Source organism: Streptomyces sp. NPDC001401, from assembly GCF_042895385.1.
Lineage (GTDB): Bacteria > Actinomycetota > Actinomycetes > Streptomycetales > Streptomycetaceae > Streptomyces.
In genome coordinates this window covers 418,307-435,347 of record NZ_JBIAWI010000005.1, presented here as the reverse complement: position 1 = coordinate 435,347, position 17,041 = coordinate 418,307, and the positions used below count along the sequence as shown (strand labels likewise).

The following is a 17,041-nucleotide window of genomic DNA, read 5'->3' as shown; positions in this document are numbered from 1 at the left end:
GCCGCGGGCCTACGGCCACAGCAGTTCATTGACCCAACCCCCTTCCTTGCGAAGGTAGTTCAGCCGTACATGCCGTCTGCGCTCGTCCCCCTGGAAGAACTCCACCTCTTCCGGCCGGAGCCGGTACAGGGTCCAGGAGGGCACCGGAGCGTCGGGCTCCTGCTGGGCCCGCTCCCAGGCGGCCTCGGACGCCCGCGCCAACTCCTCCACAGACCCCAGGACTTCACTCTGGCGCCCGGTGAGGGCGGCGGCGAGCGCACCGGTCGAGCGGGCGTGCAGGTCGCCCTGGGACTCCTGGGCCGGAGCGGCGGTGACCGGTCCGCGTACCCGCACCTGGCGGCCCAGCACAGGCCAGTAGAAGCCGAGGGCCGCATACGGCCGAGCCGCCAGCTGTCCGCCCTTACGGCTCGTCGCATGCGTCGCGAAGGACCAGCCGTCGGCGTCGGCGCCGTGCAGCATCACGATCCGTACGTCCGGCATACCCGCCGCGTCCGACGTGGCCAGGGACATGGTGTGCGGCTCCGGCTGCCCGGCCGCCACCGCCTCAGCGAACCACGTCGTGAAGAGGGCGAGCGGTTCGGCGGGGGCGTCCGCCGGCTCGAAGGGCGGCAGCTGTGTGACCTCCGGGTCCCACACCCGCAGCGACCTCAGCAACTCGTGAAGATCGGTTCCCATGGGTCGAGTATCACCCGCGGGTCCGACACCAGTCCCTGCCGGCCCCGGCAGGGCCACGGGCGTGCGGCTCAGTACACCCACACGCCAAGGGCGACGACAGCAAGGCCGATCGTGGTGATCACCGGCCCGATCGTGTAACCGGCCCACTTCCTTCGACCTACGAGGTCCCGCATACCGATACCGATGGACATGGCTCCACCGACAAGGACGATCAAGCACCCCGCGAGCACGACGAGCGCCGCAAAGAAGGGAACCCAGCCGGGGTCGTAGTTCGGGTTGTTGTGTGCGACCCCTGCCAGGATCACCTCCCCGAACTCATCGTGCACGGATCACTCGCCTTCTTCTGGATCCGGTTCAGGTCGCCCAAGGCCGCACGGTCACTGGGCCCAGAAGCCCAGGGCAGCAATGGCGAGGCCGATCACGAGAATTACCGGCCCGAGAACGTAGTTGCCCCACGTCTTCCGGCCGTTGACGCGCCAGAGCGCAACGGTCACAGCGGCGCCGGTAATGGCGATCAGGCACCCGGCAACCCCGAGAAGCGCCCAGAAGAAGCCGATCCAAGTAGCGGGGTGGTCCGGGTTAGGGGTCCATGTGGCCGCAAGTCTCATGTCGCCGACCACTCTCACTCGTCCTTGGCCAGGTCCTGGACATCCGACTCGATGCCGGAGCCGGCAGCGTAGACGCCCGTGTTCAAGGTGGTCCCCACGGTGTTCTTGAACGCGCTGTCGGCAAGCTTGCCCCGGTCACTGAGGTTCTCGCCGCCGAGACTCCCATGCTGCTCCAAGGCGTGGTTGACGCCGTGGTTCTGGGCGTTTCCGAACGCGCCGGTTGCGGCGTTCGTGAGAGCGTCCTGGCCCATCGTCGAGGCGTCCTGATCGTTGACGATGTCAGCCGTGAGCCCACCTGCCACATTGCCTGCCGCGCCGTTGACGGTGGTGCCGAGCAGGCCGTCCCCCCGCAGGATGTTGCCGACTACCCCGGTCATTCCGGCTCTGTCCGCGAGCGCCGCGCCGCCCCCGGTGAACACAGCCGTACCGCCGGCGGCCCAGGCACCGTTGACAAGATCGTCTCCGACGGTCACGGGCTGGCCGTGGACAGCCTGGTTGAGCATCGTGCTGCCGGAGTCGGCCACGAAGTTCGTGACGAAGCTCTCCGCGCCCTTCGTGAGGAACTTCGCACTGAACTCGGCCACCTTGGTGAGCACCTGCGCCAGCTTCACCGCCCCTTCCTCAGTGAGCGCACCGAACCGCTCCAGCAGAGCCGCCACCTTCTCCGCGGCCGACGTGAAGAGCTTCACCAGGTCGACGATCTTGGCGACGCGCGAGGCGACGGCCGTGTTCGCGACGAGGTCGGAGAGGAAGCCGGTGAAGAAGGAGAGCGCCGCGCCGGCGATCTCCATCTCGGCGATCTCGACGCAGATGTCGATGATCTCCTCGTTGATCTTGTCGATCTCGTCGGCGTACGCCCGCAGCCCGTCGGCCACCTGGTGGAAGTTGTGCGCGACGTCATTGATGACGCGCTTCTGCTCCGCCCAGTGCTTCTCGAAGGCATCGCGGGCCTCACCGTGCCAGCCCTGCTTGTCGACGCCCTGGATCTGGACGTCGAGGGCATGCACGGCCTCTGTCAGCTCGTTGCCCATGGTGTCCCAGGCACCGGCGACAGAGCGGAGCGTGTCGCCGTTGCCGCCCGGGAGCTCCACCCCGAAGGCCTGGAGGATGTCCAGAACCTTGCCGTCGATCCAGCTGTTGATGCTCACGCCGGGCCTCCTGCCGGCTGGGTCGCGGCGCGGAGGTGGTCGATGGCGGTCTGGTCCGAGGCCTTGTAGTTGCCGGCGTTGAGACGCAGCCGGTCGCCGTCGCTGGTGAACACCCCGGGCAGATGCCCGAGGGCCTTGAGGGTGTTGTTCAGCAGCGTCTGGTACTTGTCCGCCGCACCGTCGCAGGCGCCGAGCAGGCCGAAGGCCTCTCCGATCTCGGACGCGGTCGCCGCGAAGGCGTCGATCGGCTTCGCCAGGTCCTTCGCCTCCCTGTCGAACTTCCCGGCAAGGTCGGTCAGCGTGTCTGGGTCGACACCGAACTGGCTCATTCCCGCTCCCCCGTTGTTGAGTACACAAGCAGAGACCAGCAGTACCGGAGGCAGTGATCCGCCGGGAAGGGCTGTTTGCGGGTTCCAGATGCGAAGATGGCGCGTCCTTTGCCCAGAAGATCCACTGTCTTGAAGTCGCCGGCCACGGGGCTCGTGACGACAGTTCCTGGCCAGGTCGCCCAGTCGCTTACCTGTGAGGTCATCGACCCCGGCCGCGTCGGCCTGCCACGATCGTCGGCATACGGAGCCCGACCAGCCCGACCGACCGGAAGGACACCAGGACACCATGCCCGCCTACGTCATAGGTCACCTGCAGGAAGCCGCCCCGCACCCGGAGATCGCCGAGTACATCGAGCGCATCAGTGACACCTTCGAGCCGTACGGCGGCCGTTTCCTGGTGCACGCCGCGCAGCACGAGGTGAAGGAGGGCAGCTGGCCCGGGCATGTGGTGGTGATCAGCTTTCCTGGGATCGGCGAGGCGCGGGCCTGGTGGGACTCACCCGCGTACCAGGAGATCGCCCCGCTGCGGTCGCTGCACATCGACGGCGACATCATCCTCGTCGAAGGCGTTCCCGAGGGTTACGACCCGGCCTCCACCGCACGCGCGATGCGCGAGACCCTGCCCCTGCCTGCCGAGTAGCCCCTCGCGGCTGACTACCTGCCCAGCACCACCGTCCCGGACGAGCAGAACCAGCCGCCCGTGCCGGAGGCCACCCCCAGCCGCGGCAACTCCCCGTCCGACGCCCGGACCTGCCGCGCCCCGGCCTCACCCCGCAACTGCCGTACCGCCTCGACCAGCAGGAACAACCCCCGCATCCCGGGGTGTTGGGCCGACAGCCCGCCGCCGTCCGTGTTCACCGGCAGCTCCCCGCCCGCCACCCGCAGCCGCCCCTTCTCCACGAACGCCCCGCCCTCCCCCTTCGCGCAGAACCCGAGGTCCTCGAGGGTCACCAGCGTCATGTACGTGAACGCGTCGTAGATCTGCGCGAAGTCCATCTCCGCGGGCCCGACCCCGGCCCGCTCGAACGCCAGCCGCCCGCTCACCGCCGCCGGTGACACCGTGAAGTCGGCCCACTCGGACATCGAGGCGTGCGAGACGTGCTCCCCGGTGCCGAGCACCCAGACCGGAGCGGTACGGCAGTCCCGTACGTACTCCTCGGCGGCCAGCAGCACCGCCGCCCCGCCGTCGGAACGTATGCAGCAGTGCAGCTTCGTGAACGGGTCCGCGATCATCGGGCCGGAGAGGACCTCGTCCACGGTGATCGGGGTGCGGAACATCGCGTCCGGGTTGAGCGCGGCATTCGCCCTCGCCTGTACGGCCACGGACGCCAACTGCTCGATCGTCGTGCCGTGTTCGATCATGTGGCGGCGGGCCGCCATCGCGTACTTGGCGACGAGGGTGTGGCCGTACGGGACTTCGAACTGCAGCGGGCCGCGCGAGCCGAAGGAGAGGTTTCCCGTGCGGCGGCCCGCCTTGATGTCCGCGCGGGCCGTCGAGCCGTACGCCAGCAGGACCGCGTTTGCATGCCCGGCCGCGATCGCGTCCGCGGCGTGGGCCGCCATCACCTCCCAAGTCGAGCCTCCGACCGCCGTCGAGTCGACCCAGGTGGGGCGCAGGCCCAGGTACTCGGCCACCTCCACGGGGGCGAGGGTGCCCGTGCCCGCCGACGCGAAGCCGTCCACCACCTCCCGGGCGAGCCCCGCGTCGGCCAGCGCGCGGCGGGCCGCCTGGGCGTGCAGGGCGTACGGGGTCGCGTCGTCCACGCGGCCGCAGTCGGAGAGAGCCACGCCGACCACGGCGACCTTCCGGCTCCGTGAAGTCGTCCGGGAAGTCGTCCGGGAAGTCATGAGCGGCCTCCTGCCCCTGTGCATATCGTTCCGGCCCTCCTAATATGACGGACCGTCAGATCCGGAGGGAAGACAACGGGGACAGGGAAGAGGAGGGGGAGCCATGGACGCCGGCTTCACAGCCGAGCAGGACGGGATCCGCCGCACCCTGCGCGAACTGCTCCGCAAACGCTGCGGCCCCGAGGAGCTGCGCGCCGCCCTCGACACCCCCGCCGGACACGACCCGGCCCTGTGGTCGGCCCTCGCAGACCAGCTCGGCCTGCCCGGACTCGCCCTCCCGGAGGCGTACGGCGGGGTCGGCTGCTCCATGACCGAACTCGCCCTGGCGGCAGAGGAGTCGGGCAGGACTCTTGCCCCCTCCCCGCTCCTGGCGACCTGCGTCCTCGCCGCACCCCTGATCCTCGCCCTCGGCACCGACGCCCAGCGCGCCGGCCTGCTGCCGCGCATCGCCGACGGCACCCTCACCGCCGCCCTCGCCGTCCCGGGCGCCGCCCTCGCCGGCGCCCTCGCCCTCACCGGCACGGGCGACGGCGACTGGGCGGGCGGGGGTCGTGCGGGTGGCGTACAGGCCAGGAGGGCGGGGGACGGCTGGCAGCTGTACGGGCAGGTCGACCAGGTGCTGGACGGCCACAGCGCGGAGCTCCTCCTGGTCGCCGCCCACACCGGCGGATTCGCCCGCTCGCGCACCCTCCTCTTCCTCGTGACGGGGGACGCGGCCGGTCTCGTACGCGTACGGCAGACCGCGCTCGACGCGACCCGGCCGCAGGCGCGCCTCCAACTGCGGGACGTGGAAGCCGAGTTGCTGGGTACGGAAGGTGCGGACGTCCTCGGTGCCCTCTCCGCCGTCGGTGACCCGGCCGCCGCCGTGCTCGCCTGCGAAGCCGTCGGGGCTGCCGACCATGCATTGGAACGGACCGTCGAATACGTCAAGCAGCGCGAGCAGTTCGGGCGGGCGATCGGGTCCTTCCAGGCGGTCAAGCACCGGCTGGCCGACGTGTACGTCCAGGTCCAGGCGGCGCGTTCGGCCGCCTACTACGCCGCTTGGGCCACCGCCCACGGTGAGCGCGTCGGCGGGCTCGCCCTCGCGCAGGCTCTGGAGGCGCTGCGCGCTGCCGCCGCCGAGGGGATCCAGCTGCACGGCGGCATCGGTTTCACCTGGGAGCACGAGGCGCATCTCTACTTCAAACGCGCCTCAGGCGACGAGCTGCTGTTCGGGCCGGTGCACCGGCTGCGGGCGCACGCCGCCGACTCGGCGCACCTTTTCGAGCAGGGCCGGGAGGTGGCGGTGTGATCGGCGTACGGGTGGTGCAGAAGATTTCGTCGACGCGGGGGTTCGTGAAGGTCGCCCCGCATGTCGTTCCTGCGCTGGACCGGGCCGTCCATCGGCTCACGCGCGGAAAGGTGCTGCTCAGCGCGCAGATGCTGCCGGGCGTGATCCTTACGTCCACGGGGGCGAGGAGCGGGCTGCCCCGCCGTACGCCCCTCGCCTGCATGCCGGAAGAGGGCGGCTGGCTCCTCATCGGCTCCAACTTCGGCCGCACCGACCATCCCGCCTGGACCCATAACCTCCTCGCGCATCCCGATGCCGAGATCAGCTGGAAGGGCGCGGACATCCCTGTCCACGCCCAGCTGCTGGTGGGGGAGGAACGGGCGGCGGCCTGGAAGGCCCTGTTGGCCTTCTGGCCGCCGTATGCGACGTATCAGGCTCGGGTGGAGCGGGAGATACGGATCTTCAGGATCGTGCGGAGGTAATTGTGGCCTCAGTGCGATTCGAGCTGGAAGCAAGCCACGTCGTACTGGGAAACCGACTGCGGGTTCTTGGAGTTCTGGGGCTGCTCGCCCGCGTAGTGCGTGCCGGCGACTCCGTCGGGGTTGAAGGCCGAGCCGGGGGCGGACGAGGAGTGCCCGGGGCGGGTGTCTTCGCATTCCTTGCCCGGTTGGCCTGCGAAGGCAGGGGCGGCGGCCATGCCCGCGGCACCGGTGATCAGAGCCACCGACGCCACAGCGACGGCCGCATGCTTCAGGAGGTTCATGATCGCCTCTCCTTTCGCGGAGTACGTGCTCATACGTACGTAAACCGGGCGCGGAGTGTTCAATGACCTACAGCGTCGCCAGCCGCTGCACCAGCAAAAACGCCCCGATCCCCAACATCGCCGCCCCCGACGTGCGTGTCACCGCGCGGGCCGCGGACGGGCGGGTGCCCAGGACGGCTCGGGCGCCGAGGCCGACCGCCAGGTAGGCGGCGGCGCAGCACGCCATGTGGAGCAGGCCGAGGGTGGCGGTCTGGACGGGGACGGGCAGGCCGCCGTGGGGGGTCAGGAACTGCGGCAGGAGCGACAGGTACAGCAGCAGGCCCTTGGGGTTCAGGCCGCTGATCGTCGCGCCGCGGAGGAAGATGCGGGCGTTGGACGTCTCCACGGGCTCCTCCGTCGCGCCCGGGACGCCGGGCCGGCGCAGCACCCCCCACCCCAGCCACACCAGATACCCGGCCCCCGCCACCGTCAGCGCGGTCAGCAGCTTCGGCTCGCCCGCCACCAGTACTGCCAGCCCCGCCACAGCCAGCACCGTGTGCAGTGCGTACCCGGCGACCAGACCGCCCACCGCCCACCCGACGGAGCGGCCGCGCAGGCCGGCCGAGATCGCGTACGCCCAGTCGGCACCCGGCACGCACACCAGCAGAAGATCGAGGGCGAGGAAGGAAAGCAGCAGTCCGGTGTCCATGTGGGGAACATTAGGCGTGAAGGGGTCGAAAGTGTTCTCAGATTTTGCCCGCAAGTAGCTGGTTCGTGGAAAGATCTGCCTCATGGACGACGTGGACAGAAAAATCCTTGCCGAGCTGCAGCAGGACGGGCGGCTGACCGTGACCGAGCTGGCCGGGCGGGTGCGGCTGAGTGTCTCGCCCTGCCATCGGCGGCTGCGGGAGCTGGAGCGGGCGGGGGCGATCAGCGGCTACCGGGCGGTGGTGGACCCGGCTGCTGTGGGTCTGACCTTCGAGGCGCTGGTCTTCGTGTCCATGCGGCAGGAGGACCGGGACACGGTCGCCGAGTTCGAGAGGGCAATCGCGGACATCCCCCATGTCCTTGACGCGCAACGACTGTTCGGTGAGCCCGACTATCTGCTGCGGGTGGCCACCGCCGACCTCGCCGCCTTCCAGCGGCTGTACGACGAGCGGCTGGCGACACTGCCGGGGGTGCAGCGGCTGAACTCGACGCTGGTGATGAAGCACGTGGTGCGGGACCGTCCGCTGCCCGCATAGCGCAGCAGGCGGCGGCTCACGTCGGGTGAACCACCGCCTGCCAGACAGGACTTGGGCCTGGAAAAAGGAGATGCGCTACTTCGTGGGCTTCTTGCCCGTGACGCCCAGGTGCACCAACAGCGCCAGATTCGGCTTGAGTTCAGCCTGCTTGACGCCCCACGTCTGGAAACCCTTCTGGTGCGAGGCGACGGCCGCGAGCATCGCGACCAGTGAACCGGCGACCGCCGCCGGGTTCACGTCCTTGTCGACCCTGCCCTTGGACTGCAGTTCGGTGATCGAGTCGGTGAGGGAGTTGTTCACCGAGTTCAGAATCTTCATGCGGATCTTGTAGAAGCGTTTGTCGCCCTCGGCCGCACCGAGGTCGACGACACGCAGAATCGCGTCGTTCTTGCGCCAGAACTCCAGGAAGCCGTCGACGAGTTCCTGCGAGGTCTGCCAGCCGGCCTTGCCGACCCAGGAGCGGCCCTCGAGAAGCGCGGTCAACTGGCCGCCCTCGGTGGCCATTTGCTCGGCGATCTCCAGGACGGCGCCCTCGACGTCCGGGAAGTACTGGTAGAAGGTCGCGGGCGAAGTGCCCGCTTTCCGGGCGACATCGATGACTTTGACGTCCCGGTAAGGGGAGGAGCTGAGCATCTCGCTGAGGCAGTCGAGCAGCTTCTGCCGGGTCGCCTGCCCACGCCGACCGGCCACGCGGCCGTCGACGGTACGCACTTGTCCTGTCATGTCGTCAGCTTACCGAGGGGTGATCGGATCGCGATTCGGCCGACTGCAAATGGGGTGCATGAGTGGAGAGAGGCTGCTGTGCCTGGTCCTGCGGGGTGCGTGAGTCGCCGTTAGTTTGGCGCTATGGCCGAAAACAGGGCATCCGCGTACGGAGAGGGCGTCCCCTGCTGGGTGGACGCGCAGCTTCCCGACGTGGAGGCGGGCAAGCGGTTCTACGGTGAGCTCTTCGGGTGGGCCTTCGAGGACCGGCCGGAGGTGTCCGGCGGCTCCGTGTGGGCCCGTCAGGAGGGGGAGCGGGTTGCCGCCCTCGCGCGCAAGACGGACGGGCGGCTGCCCACCGTGTGGACCGTGTACTTTGCGACGCCGGACGCCGAGGCGCTGGCCGACCGGATCTGGGCGGCGGGCGGGCAGGTGGTCACGGCGCCCACGCCGGTCGCGGAGCTGGGCACGGCCGCGCTGGTCACCGACCCCGAGGGCGCCGTCTTCGGCCTCTGGGAGCCGGGCAGCCACCCCGGCTTCGGCAGGCGGCACGAGCCCGGCACCTTCGCGTGGGCCGAGCTGTACGCCCGGGACGTGGAGGTCGCCAACACCTTCTACGGCGATCTCTTCCACGACGCCCTGTTCGGGCCGGACGCCAGGCCCGACTTCGGGCGGGCGGCCGTGTCGGACGTCTTTCCGGCGGAGATGCCGCCCCACTTCCTGGTGCACTTCCGCGTCGACGACTGTGAAGCCGTACTCGGGACGGTGAATCGTCTCGGCGGTCGGATCTGGGCGCCACCATTCGAGACGTCGTACGGAAGGGTGGCCGTCGTCACCGACAATCAGGGGGCGTCGTTCGCGGTGCTGGAACGGCTGAAGCAGACCGACTGAAAACGACTGAATTAGACCGACTGAATCAGACCGAGCAGTGATACGTACCGTTTTGCGGTAAGACATCCCGACTCGTCCTCGGGTTCGCAACCAGTGCCCGGGACAGGAAGAATCGGGGTGCGTGCCGCCATGGCGGTGCGGTGGTGAGACGCTGCACGGGGTCGCGTAGAGATGTGGCCGGCGCGGCCCGTACGGGGAGGTGGCAGGCAAGTGGTGGATCAGCTGACACAGCACGATCCGCGGCGTATCGGTCCGTTCGAGGTGCTGGGGCGGCTCGGTGCCGGCGGCATGGGGCTGGTCTATCTCGCGCGCTCGGCGTCCGGCCGGCGCGTGGCGATCAAGACGGTCCGAACGGAGCTCGCCGAGGACCAGCTGTTCCGCGTCCGCTTCTCGCGCGAGGTCGAGGCCGCCCGGGCGGTCTCCGGCTTCTACACGGCGGCCGTGGTCGACGCCGACGCGCGCGCGGCCGTGCCGTGGCTGGCCACCGCGTACGTTCCCGCGCCCTCCCTCGAAGAAATAGTGAACGAGTGCGGGCCGCTCCCGGCCCAGGCGGTGCGCTGGCTCGCGGCGGGTGTCGCGGAGGCACTGCAGTCGATCCACGGCGCCGGGCTTGTGCACCGGGACCTGAAGCCCTCGAACGTCCTCGTCGTCGAGGACGGCCCCCGGGTGATCGACTTCGGTATCGCCTCCGGCGTATCGAACACGCGTTTGACCATGACGAACGTGGCGGTGGGTACGCCCGCCTATATGTCGCCGGAGCAGGCGAAGGACTCGCGGTCAGTGACCGGCGCGAGCGACGTGTTCTCGCTCGGCTCGATGCTCGTCTTCGCCGCCACCGGACACCCGCCCTTCCACGGCGCCAACCCGGTCGAGACGGTCTTCATGCTGCTGCGGGAGGGCCCGGACCTGGAAGGGCTCCCGGAGGAGCTGCGCCCGCTGATCGAGTCCCTCATGCAGATGGAGGCGACGGGCCGCCCCAACCCCGCCGACCTCCAGGCCCAGCTGGCCCCGCACCTCTTCGGCTCCGGCTCCGACGACAGCGGTACGGCGTCGGCGTGGCTGCCCGAGCGCGCGGTGAGCCTGATCGAGGCGCGCCGCAACGGCCGTCCGGCGGCGAAACCCGGTCAGGGCGGCGGCCGCAGCGGCGGCGGCGCGCGACCCGCCCCCGTTCCGCCCCCGCCCTCGCACGACCCCGTCGTACCGGCGTCCCCCGCGTCCGTCGGCGCCCCCGACACCGGCCCTGTCCGCCTGGCCGGCGCCCAGGTGCCCATCGGGCCGGGGCCGCGGGTCTCCGACGTCCGTGCCGCCGCCGTGAAGGCACCTCCTCCGGAGGCCGCCCTGGCCGCCTCCTGGTCCAAGCCGCGCCCGGGCGTCAACGGCGCAGACCCCGTCGTACCGTCGTCGCTGCCCGCGCCCCCGGAGGCCGCGGCAGGCTGGCGCCCCTGGCGTTTCCGTATGTCGAACGATGTGTGGGGGACCCCGTCGGTCTTTGGCGACCTCGTCTACGTCACCTCCTTCGAGGTGCACGCCCTGGACGTGGCCACCGGCCGCCGGCGCTTCAAGACGCGGGACGTGGCCTGGTCGATGGCGGTCGCCGACGGCCGTATCCACGCCTCCGACGGGCCGACACTGTTCGCCCTGGAGGCTCGCGAAGGCGCCGACCTGTGGCGGCTGCAGACGGACGCCTGGGTGTACTCCCTCAAGGCCGACCGCGGCACGGTCGTCACCGGTACGCGCGGCGGCGGCGTCCAGGCCTGGGAGGCCTCGAACGGCCAGAAGCTCTGGGAACTCACCGGGGCGCAGACCGACTTCGAGTCGCCCGAGGCCGGGCCCACCGTCCACGAGGGCACCGTGTACGTCTGGCAGGACGCGCGGCTGCGCGCCCTGGACGCCCGCACGGGCAAGGAGCGCTGGTCCTACCCGATCGGCGACGCGGCCTCCTGCGGCGGGGTGCCGGTACGGGTGACGCACGCGCCGGACGGATACGTGTACGTGTCCGCCGGCACCCGGGTCCTGGCGATCGACGTGGCGAGCGGCCATGTGAAGTGGCACTTCGAGGCCCCCGCGGTCTTCCTCTGTCCGCCCACCTTCGCGCCCGGCCCCGCGGTCACCGGCGGCGGCATCTACCTGGCCGACTACCTCGGCACGGTCTACGCCCTCGACGCCACCGACGGCCGCGACCGCTGGCGTATCGCCACCGAGTCCCGGGCGTCGATCGATCCGGTACTGGTGGCGGCCGGGCACGTCCACGTGGGCAGCGGCAAGGGCTTGTACACCCTGGACGCGGTCACCGGCACGCCCAAGTGGCGCTTCCAGGCGGGCGGCGACATCGTGGGCGCCCCCGCGGTGGCCGAGGGCCGCATCCACTTCGGCTCCACGGACCACCTGCTCTACACCCTGAAGGCCGACGACGGCCGACTGCGCTGGAAGCTGGCGACCGGTGGCGAGATCACCGGCTCCCCGGTGGTCAAGGACGGCGTCGTGTACGCGTGCAGCAAGGACCGCTGCGTGTACGCCCTGGACGCGGAGAAGGGGACGGGAACTGCCCGGACCGCATGAGTTGTTGCTGGTGACGGCCGTCGTACCGGTTCACGGAAGGGTGTGGACGGCGGCCGTCCCACCTAGACGCTACGCCGGGTGCGCGGCGGTCGCCACGCGGTGACATGGCCGTGACAGGGATTCGCTAGAGTGACGGCGTGAATACACGGGGGCGCACACTCAAGTACACGGCTGTCATCGGGTTCGTGATCCTGTCGCTGACGGGCTTCTCGCGGGGGCACCACCACGGTATCGGCAAGCATCACAGCGGCGGTGGGTGCAGCAGTTCGTCGCAGGACCACGACACGTCGTCGTACACGACCACCGGAGGCACGACGACCGGGGGCAGCGGTTCGTACTCCTCTTCTCCGGCCGCTTCGGCGTCGCCCGCCATGGCGGTCCTGCTGAAGTGCGCGACCGTGAAGCAGCCGTACGCGAGTGTCGAGGTCAGCAACCCCAACGGCACCGCGGGCACCTTCGAGGTCACCGTCACCTTCCGGAACGCGAAGAACGGTGTCGTCGCCACCCGGGTCGACCAGGTGGACGTGCCCGCGAACGGAACGGCGACCGCGAGCGTGAACGTCGGCGGAAGCGGCGCCCTCGTCGCCGGCGTCAAGCACTGCGAGGTGGCGGACCAGGCTCCGGCGGTGGGCTGACGGTTCTAGCGTGTCCGGAACGCCTTGCTGCGCCGGACGAACAACTCCGCCTGCCGCTCGTCCGGCAGGTTCCCGAGCGCGACCAGGTGGGCCGCCTGCGCGAACCCGGCGGCGACGGCGCTCTCCTTCGCCGCCCACAGGGCCCGCACGGTCCCCTGGACGCCCTCGGGCGGATACCCGGCGATGACGGCAGCGCACCGCTCGGCCGCCGCCAACGCCCCGCCGGGCTCGGTGAGTTCGGAGACCAGCCCGAGGTCGTACGCCCGCCGGGCCCCGATCCGCTCCGCCGTCCCCATCAGCATCATCCGCGCGACCTCGCCGTACGGCATCCGCTGCGCCATGAGCACGGACTCGTAGGCGCTGACCATGCCGTACGTGGTGTGCGGGTCGAAGAAGGCGGCGGTGGTGTCGGCGACGACGAAGTCCGATTCGCCGAGGAGATAGAAGGCGCCCCCGCAGGCCATGCCGTGCACGGCGGCCACGACCGGCTTCCACAGGTCGTTCGCCTTGGGGCCGACGTCCAGGAGCGGATCGTCGGCCATGTAGGGGGAGTTGGGCTGCGGGACGACGGCGCTGCGGTCGAGGCCCGTGCAGAAGGCGCGCTCGCCGGCGCCGGTGAGGACGACGGCGCGTACGGAGTCGTCGAACCGCAACCCCCGCCAGGTCTCGCGCAGTTCATCCCGCATGGCCAGGTCGATGGCGTTGAGCCGCTCGGGCCGGTCGAGGGTGACGACCGCGACGCCGGTGTCCTTGTCGATGGCCGTACGCACGCGGACGGGCGCAGTCATGAGCGCTCCAAGACCCACTGCGGAAGACCCTCGCCGCCGAACACCACCTGCACCTTTGCGCCGATCCGGATGCGCTCGTGCGGCACCGAGTCGAGGCGGGCACCGGCCTCGGCGACGAGGTTGCCGACGAGGCGGATGCGCGGGGCGTCGGTGAGCTCGACGACGACGACGTTGTACGGGGCCTGGGCGGCGTAGTCGGGCAGGAGCGGCGGGTGGGGCACGACGTACGACCAGATACGTCCGTGACCGGCGACCTCCCGCCACTCGCTCCCGAAGGACTGGCAGTGCGGGCAGCAGGGCCGGGGCGGGAAGCGGAGTTCGCCGCAGTCGGCGCAGGCCTGGACACGGAGTTCGCCCTGGCGGGCGTAGCCCCAGAAGGGGGCGCCGTCGGAGTCGATGACGGGGTCGAGCATGGTCAACTCTTCAGCAGAAGGGCGGAGGTCGGTACTCCCTCGCCGGCGGTGACGAGGCAGGTGGCGGCGTCCGGGACCTGGGCGGTGCTGGTGCCGCGGAGCTGCCGTACACCTTCGGTGATGAGGTTGAACCCGTGGACGTAGGCCTCGCTGAGCCCGCCGCCGCTGGTGTTGAGGGGCAGCCGTCCGCGCATTTCCAGGGCCCCCTGCTCGGTGAACGCGCCGCCCTCGCCGCGGCCGCAGAAGCCGTAGCCCTCCAGGGAGAGCGGTATGAGCGCCGTGAACGCGTCGTAGATCTGGGCGACGTCCAGGTCCTGGGGCGTGAAGTCGGCGTGCTTCCACAGGTGCCGGGCGGCCGTCCAGGCGGGGCCGGTGAGCGGGTCGTCGTTCCAGTAGTTGACCATGCCGTGGTGCTGGGCGGGCAGGCCCTGGGCGGCGGAGTGGACGTAGACGGGCGGGCGGCGGCAGTCGCGCGCCCGCTCCGCCGACACGACCACGCAGGCCAACGCGCCGTCCGTCTCCAGGCAGTTGTCGAAGAGGCAGAGGGGCTCGCTGATCCAGCGGGAGGTCATGTACATCTCGCGGGTCAGGGGACGGTCGTACATCACGGCCGCCGGGTTCTGGTTGGCCCGGTTGCGGCAGGCGAGGGCGACGTTGAAGAGGTGGTCGCGGGTTACGCCGTACTCGTGCATGTAGCGGCGCGTCAGCATGGCGATCTCGTCCGCGGGGCGGAGCAGGCCGAAGGGGCGGGTCCACTGGGCGGGGGTGGGGAGCTGGACGGTGGTGTTCTTCCAGGGGCGGGGGCCGGAACCCCGTTTGCGTGAGCGCCAGGCGACGCCCACGGTCGCCTGGCCGGAGGCTATCGCCGCCGCGAGGTGGGCGACGGTGGCGCACGAACCGCCGCCCCCGTAACCGACCTTGCTGAAGAAGGTGAGGTCGCCGAGGCCGACGGCCTTGGCCAGCTCGACCTCGTCGGTCTCCTCCATGGTGTACGAGGCGAGCGCGTCGACCTCGCCGGGCGCGATACCGGCGTCGTCCAGGGCGGCGAGGACGGCACGGCAGGCGAGGGTCCGCTCGTCCTCGTCGAGGCGTCTGGCGAAGGGAGTCTGCCCGATGCCGACGATCGCGGTGGCGTCCTTGATTCCGGCCATGCTGGTGCACCTCCGCATGCTGTCCCGTCAGCTGACAGGGCGTCAGGCTACAGCTAATCTGACGGTCAGTCAGCTAGTCGTAGGGGGCTGTTGTGCGCGGTGATCTGGAGTGGGGCAGCATTCCGGGACTCGTCCGGTCCGCGGCCGAGCGGTACGCGGACGCCGAGGCGGTGGTGGAGGGCCGCACCCGGATCTCGTACGCCGAACTGGGCGCCCGCGTCGAACGGTCGGCGGCGGCCTGCATCGCGGCGGGCGTCTCGCCGGGCGACCGGGTCGCGATCTGGGCGCCGAACTCACTGGACTGGATCGTGGCGGCGCTGGGTGCGGTGTCGGCCGGGGCGGTGCTCGTGCCGGTCAACACGCGCTTCAAGGGCGCGGAGGCGGCGGATGTGCTGCGCAGGAGCGGGGCGCGGCTGCTGTTCGTGACGGGGACGTTCCTGGGGACGTCGTATGTGGCGTCGCTGCGGCGGGCGGGCGCCCGGGGGCCGGGGCTGCCGGGTCTCGATCAGGTGGTGGTGCTGTCGGACGACGCGCCCGAGGACTTCCGTACGTGGAAGGACTTCCTCGCGGGCGGGGACGCGGTGGGGCCGGCCGAAGTACGGGTGCGCTCGGCGGCGGTGGACGGATCCCGGCCGTCGGACATCGTCTTCACCTCCGGTACGACGGGCCGCCCCAAGGGTGCGGTGATCACGCATGCGCAGACGCTGCGGGCGTACGAGATCTGGTGTGATCTCGCCGGGTTGAGGCAGGGCGACCGCTATCTGATCGTGAACCCGTTCTTCCACACCTTCGGTTACAAGGCCGGGGTGCTGGCCTGTCTGATGCGCGGCGCGACGATGGTCCCCCAGCCGGTGTTCAACATCGACACGGCCCTGGCGAACATCGCGGCGGAACGGATCTCGGTACTGCCCGGGCCGCCGACGCTGCACCAGTCCCTGCTGGACCACCCCGCCCGCGACACACACGACCTCTCGGCGCTGCGCCTGGTCGTGACGGGCGCGGCGGTCGTGCCGCTGCAGCTGGTGGAGCGGCTGCGCGGGGAACTGGGCGTGGAGACGGTCCTGACGGCGTACGGACTCTCGGAGGCGGGCGGCATCGTGACGATGTGCCGGCGCGGCGACGACCCCACGGTGATCGCCTCGACGTCCGGACGGGCGATCCCCGGCACCGACGTACGCGTCGAGGCACCGCCGGGCGAGCCCGGCGAGGTCCTGGTCCGCGGCTTCAACGTCATGCGCGGCTACTACGAGGACGAGGCGGCCACGGCGGAGGTCCTGACGGAGGACGGCTGGCTGCGGACCGGGGACGTGGGTGTCCTGGACGCCGCCGGGAACCTCCGGATCACCGACCGGATCAAGGACATGTTCATCGTCGGCGGCTTCAACGCCTACCCGGCGGAGATAGAGCAACTGCTCGGCCTGCACCCGGACGTGGCCGACGTCGCGGTCGTCGGCGTACCCGATCCGCGGCTGGGCGAGGTCGGAAAGGCGTACGTGGTGCGCCGTCCGGATTCCTCGACGACTTCGGACGACCTGATCGCCTGGGCCCGGCGGGAGATGGCCAACTACAAGGTGCCGAGGTGGGTCGAGTTCGTGGCGGAACTGCCTCGGAACGCGAGCGGGAAGGTGGTCAAGGGGGAGTTGCGGGGGCGGCGGGGGTAACGGCGCCGGGTCGGATCGGATCGGCGACACACCTCGGCCGCGGCGGCTCCCCCTCCGAGCCGCCGCGGCCGTTCCCCCGTGTGGAGAATGCCGGGTCGTCAGGCCTTCTCGTCCGTGATGTGGATGTTGTCCGTGGTGACCTTGGCGGTGTCCGCCGCGGTCACGGTGAGCGGCTCGTCGGTGATGTGGATGTTGTCCGTCGAGTCGCCGGCCGGCTCGTCCGTGATGTGGATGTTGTCCGTGGTGTTCTCGGCGCTCATCGCATGCTCCCCTGAGGTGTTGGACGTTGGATGGACAAGATCCGCCCGGCAACTCCCCCGAGGGCTGCCGGACGGATCCTGAAGCCGGTTCACCATAAAGGCCCGGCTCGACGCCGT

The 17,041-nt window shown here is 70.5% G+C and carries 21 protein-coding genes; 8 read left to right on the top strand and 13 right to left on the bottom strand.

The genetic code is table 11. The annotated features are described in order from the left end of the window. Positions 1-9 precede the first annotated feature (9 nt). From ACFY10_RS20410 to ACFY10_RS20390, 5 genes are all read right to left on the bottom strand, one after another. Entirely contained in the window at positions 10-675 is a 666-nt protein-coding gene (locus ACFY10_RS20410) for a pyridoxal 5'-phosphate synthase (protein WP_390666549.1), read from the bottom strand. A 68-nt stretch (positions 676-743) separates the two neighbouring features. Further along, positions 744-1,001: a hypothetical protein gene (locus ACFY10_RS20405; RefSeq protein WP_390666548.1), complete on the bottom strand. Its 258-nt coding sequence runs from the start codon at positions 999-1,001 to the stop codon at positions 744-746. Positions 1,002-1,052: 51 nt separating this feature from the next. Then, on the bottom strand, positions 1,053-1,295 hold the full coding sequence (locus ACFY10_RS20400) for a hypothetical protein (RefSeq protein ID WP_390666547.1): 243 nt from the start codon (positions 1,293-1,295) through the stop codon (positions 1,053-1,055). A gap of 2 nt (positions 1,296-1,297) precedes the next feature. Further along, positions 1,298-2,431 carry a WXG100 family type VII secretion target gene (locus ACFY10_RS20395; protein WP_390666546.1) on the bottom strand — a complete coding sequence of 378 codons (1,134 nt, stop codon included), beginning with the start codon at positions 2,429-2,431 and terminating at the stop codon, positions 1,298-1,300. After that, a complete protein-coding gene (locus ACFY10_RS20390) occupies positions 2,428-2,760 on the bottom strand; it encodes a type VII secretion target (protein ID WP_390666545.1) in 333 nt (110 codons plus the stop codon). Before ACFY10_RS20390 ends, ACFY10_RS20395 begins: the two co-directional genes overlap by 4 nt. A gap of 286 nt (positions 2,761-3,046) precedes the next feature. Between ACFY10_RS20390 and ACFY10_RS20385 the strand changes: the two genes are divergently transcribed. Next, positions 3,047-3,400 carry a DUF1330 domain-containing protein gene (locus ACFY10_RS20385; protein ID WP_390666544.1) on the top strand — a complete coding sequence of 118 codons (354 nt, stop codon included), beginning with the start codon at positions 3,047-3,049 and terminating at the stop codon, positions 3,398-3,400. 14 nt (positions 3,401-3,414) lie between these two features. Here ACFY10_RS20385 and ACFY10_RS20380 read toward each other — a convergent pair whose 3' ends face one another. Further along, positions 3,415-4,608, bottom strand: coding sequence for an acetyl-CoA acetyltransferase (locus tag ACFY10_RS20380; protein ID WP_390666543.1), 1,194 nt, complete (start codon positions 4,606-4,608; stop codon positions 3,415-3,417). Positions 4,609-4,711: 103 nt separating this feature from the next. On the opposite strand from ACFY10_RS20380, the gene ACFY10_RS20375 reads away from it, so the two are divergent. Both ACFY10_RS20375 and ACFY10_RS20370 read left to right on the top strand, forming a co-directional pair. Further along, positions 4,712-5,899, top strand: coding sequence for an acyl-CoA dehydrogenase family protein (locus tag ACFY10_RS20375; RefSeq protein WP_390666542.1), 1,188 nt, complete (start codon positions 4,712-4,714; stop codon positions 5,897-5,899). Further along, positions 5,896-6,360, top strand: a complete 465-nt coding sequence (locus ACFY10_RS20370; protein WP_390666541.1) for a nitroreductase family deazaflavin-dependent oxidoreductase — start codon at positions 5,896-5,898, stop codon at positions 6,358-6,360. Before ACFY10_RS20375 ends, ACFY10_RS20370 begins: the two co-directional genes overlap by 4 nt. A gap of 8 nt (positions 6,361-6,368) precedes the next feature. On the opposite strand, the gene ACFY10_RS20365 is transcribed toward ACFY10_RS20370, so the two are convergent. Both ACFY10_RS20365 and ACFY10_RS20360 read right to left on the bottom strand, forming a co-directional pair. Further along, positions 6,369-6,641 carry a hypothetical protein gene (locus tag ACFY10_RS20365; RefSeq protein WP_390666540.1) on the bottom strand — a complete coding sequence of 91 codons (273 nt, stop codon included), beginning with the start codon at positions 6,639-6,641 and terminating at the stop codon, positions 6,369-6,371. Positions 6,642-6,708: 67 nt separating this feature from the next. Next, positions 6,709-7,329 carry a LysE family translocator gene (locus ACFY10_RS20360; RefSeq protein ID WP_390666539.1) on the bottom strand — a complete coding sequence of 207 codons (621 nt, stop codon included), beginning with the start codon at positions 7,327-7,329 and terminating at the stop codon, positions 6,709-6,711. Between the two features lie 82 nt (positions 7,330-7,411). Between ACFY10_RS20360 and ACFY10_RS20355 the strand changes: the two genes are divergently transcribed. Continuing rightward, on the top strand, positions 7,412-7,864 hold the full coding sequence (locus ACFY10_RS20355) for an Lrp/AsnC family transcriptional regulator (RefSeq protein ID WP_390666538.1): 453 nt from the start codon (positions 7,412-7,414) through the stop codon (positions 7,862-7,864). A 75-nt stretch (positions 7,865-7,939) separates the two neighbouring features. On the opposite strand, the gene ACFY10_RS20350 is transcribed toward ACFY10_RS20355, so the two are convergent. Further along, complete coding sequence (locus ACFY10_RS20350; protein ID WP_275773609.1) at positions 7,940-8,575, bottom strand: TetR family transcriptional regulator; 636 nt, start codon at positions 8,573-8,575, stop codon at positions 7,940-7,942. A gap of 135 nt (positions 8,576-8,710) precedes the next feature. Here ACFY10_RS20350 and ACFY10_RS20345 point away from each other — a divergent pair, with 135 nt between their 5' ends. The 3 genes from ACFY10_RS20345 (at position 8,711) to ACFY10_RS20335 (ending at position 12,651) form a co-directional block, all read left to right on the top strand. After that, positions 8,711-9,457: a VOC family protein gene (locus ACFY10_RS20345; protein ID WP_390666537.1), complete on the top strand. Its 747-nt coding sequence runs from the start codon at positions 8,711-8,713 to the stop codon at positions 9,455-9,457. Positions 9,458-9,667: 210 nt separating this feature from the next. After that, positions 9,668-12,016, top strand: a complete 2,349-nt coding sequence (locus tag ACFY10_RS20340) for a PQQ-binding-like beta-propeller repeat protein (RefSeq protein ID WP_390666536.1) — start codon at positions 9,668-9,670, stop codon at positions 12,014-12,016. A 137-nt stretch (positions 12,017-12,153) separates the two neighbouring features. After that, entirely contained in the window at positions 12,154-12,651 is a 498-nt protein-coding gene (locus ACFY10_RS20335; protein ID WP_390666535.1) for a hypothetical protein, read from the top strand. A gap of 5 nt (positions 12,652-12,656) precedes the next feature. On the opposite strand, the gene ACFY10_RS20330 is transcribed toward ACFY10_RS20335, so the two are convergent. Genes ACFY10_RS20330 through ACFY10_RS20320 form a run of 3 tightly spaced genes read right to left on the bottom strand, consistent with a single transcriptional unit; the run spans position 12,657 to position 15,003 of the window. Next, positions 12,657-13,439 carry an enoyl-CoA hydratase/isomerase family protein gene (locus tag ACFY10_RS20330; protein ID WP_390666534.1) on the bottom strand — a complete coding sequence of 261 codons (783 nt, stop codon included), beginning with the start codon at positions 13,437-13,439 and terminating at the stop codon, positions 12,657-12,659. Next, positions 13,436-13,852, bottom strand: a complete 417-nt coding sequence (locus ACFY10_RS20325) for a Zn-ribbon domain-containing OB-fold protein (RefSeq protein ID WP_390666533.1) — start codon at positions 13,850-13,852, stop codon at positions 13,436-13,438. The genes ACFY10_RS20330 and ACFY10_RS20325 overlap by 4 nt, the downstream gene beginning before the upstream one ends. Positions 13,853-13,854: 2 nt before the next feature. Further along, on the bottom strand, positions 13,855-15,003 hold the full coding sequence (locus ACFY10_RS20320) for a lipid-transfer protein (RefSeq protein ID WP_390666532.1): 1,149 nt from the start codon (positions 15,001-15,003) through the stop codon (positions 13,855-13,857). 92 nt (positions 15,004-15,095) lie between these two features. On the opposite strand from ACFY10_RS20320, the gene ACFY10_RS20315 reads away from it, so the two are divergent. Next, complete coding sequence (locus ACFY10_RS20315) at positions 15,096-16,664, top strand: FadD3 family acyl-CoA ligase (RefSeq protein WP_390666531.1); 1,569 nt, start codon at positions 15,096-15,098, stop codon at positions 16,662-16,664. A 98-nt stretch (positions 16,665-16,762) separates the two neighbouring features. Here ACFY10_RS20315 and ACFY10_RS20310 read toward each other — a convergent pair whose 3' ends face one another. Beyond that, positions 16,763-16,924 (bottom strand): hypothetical protein, encoded by a 162-nt coding sequence (locus ACFY10_RS20310; protein ID WP_390666530.1) that lies wholly within the window; start codon positions 16,922-16,924, stop codon positions 16,763-16,765. Positions 16,925-17,041: the final 117 nt, after the last annotated feature.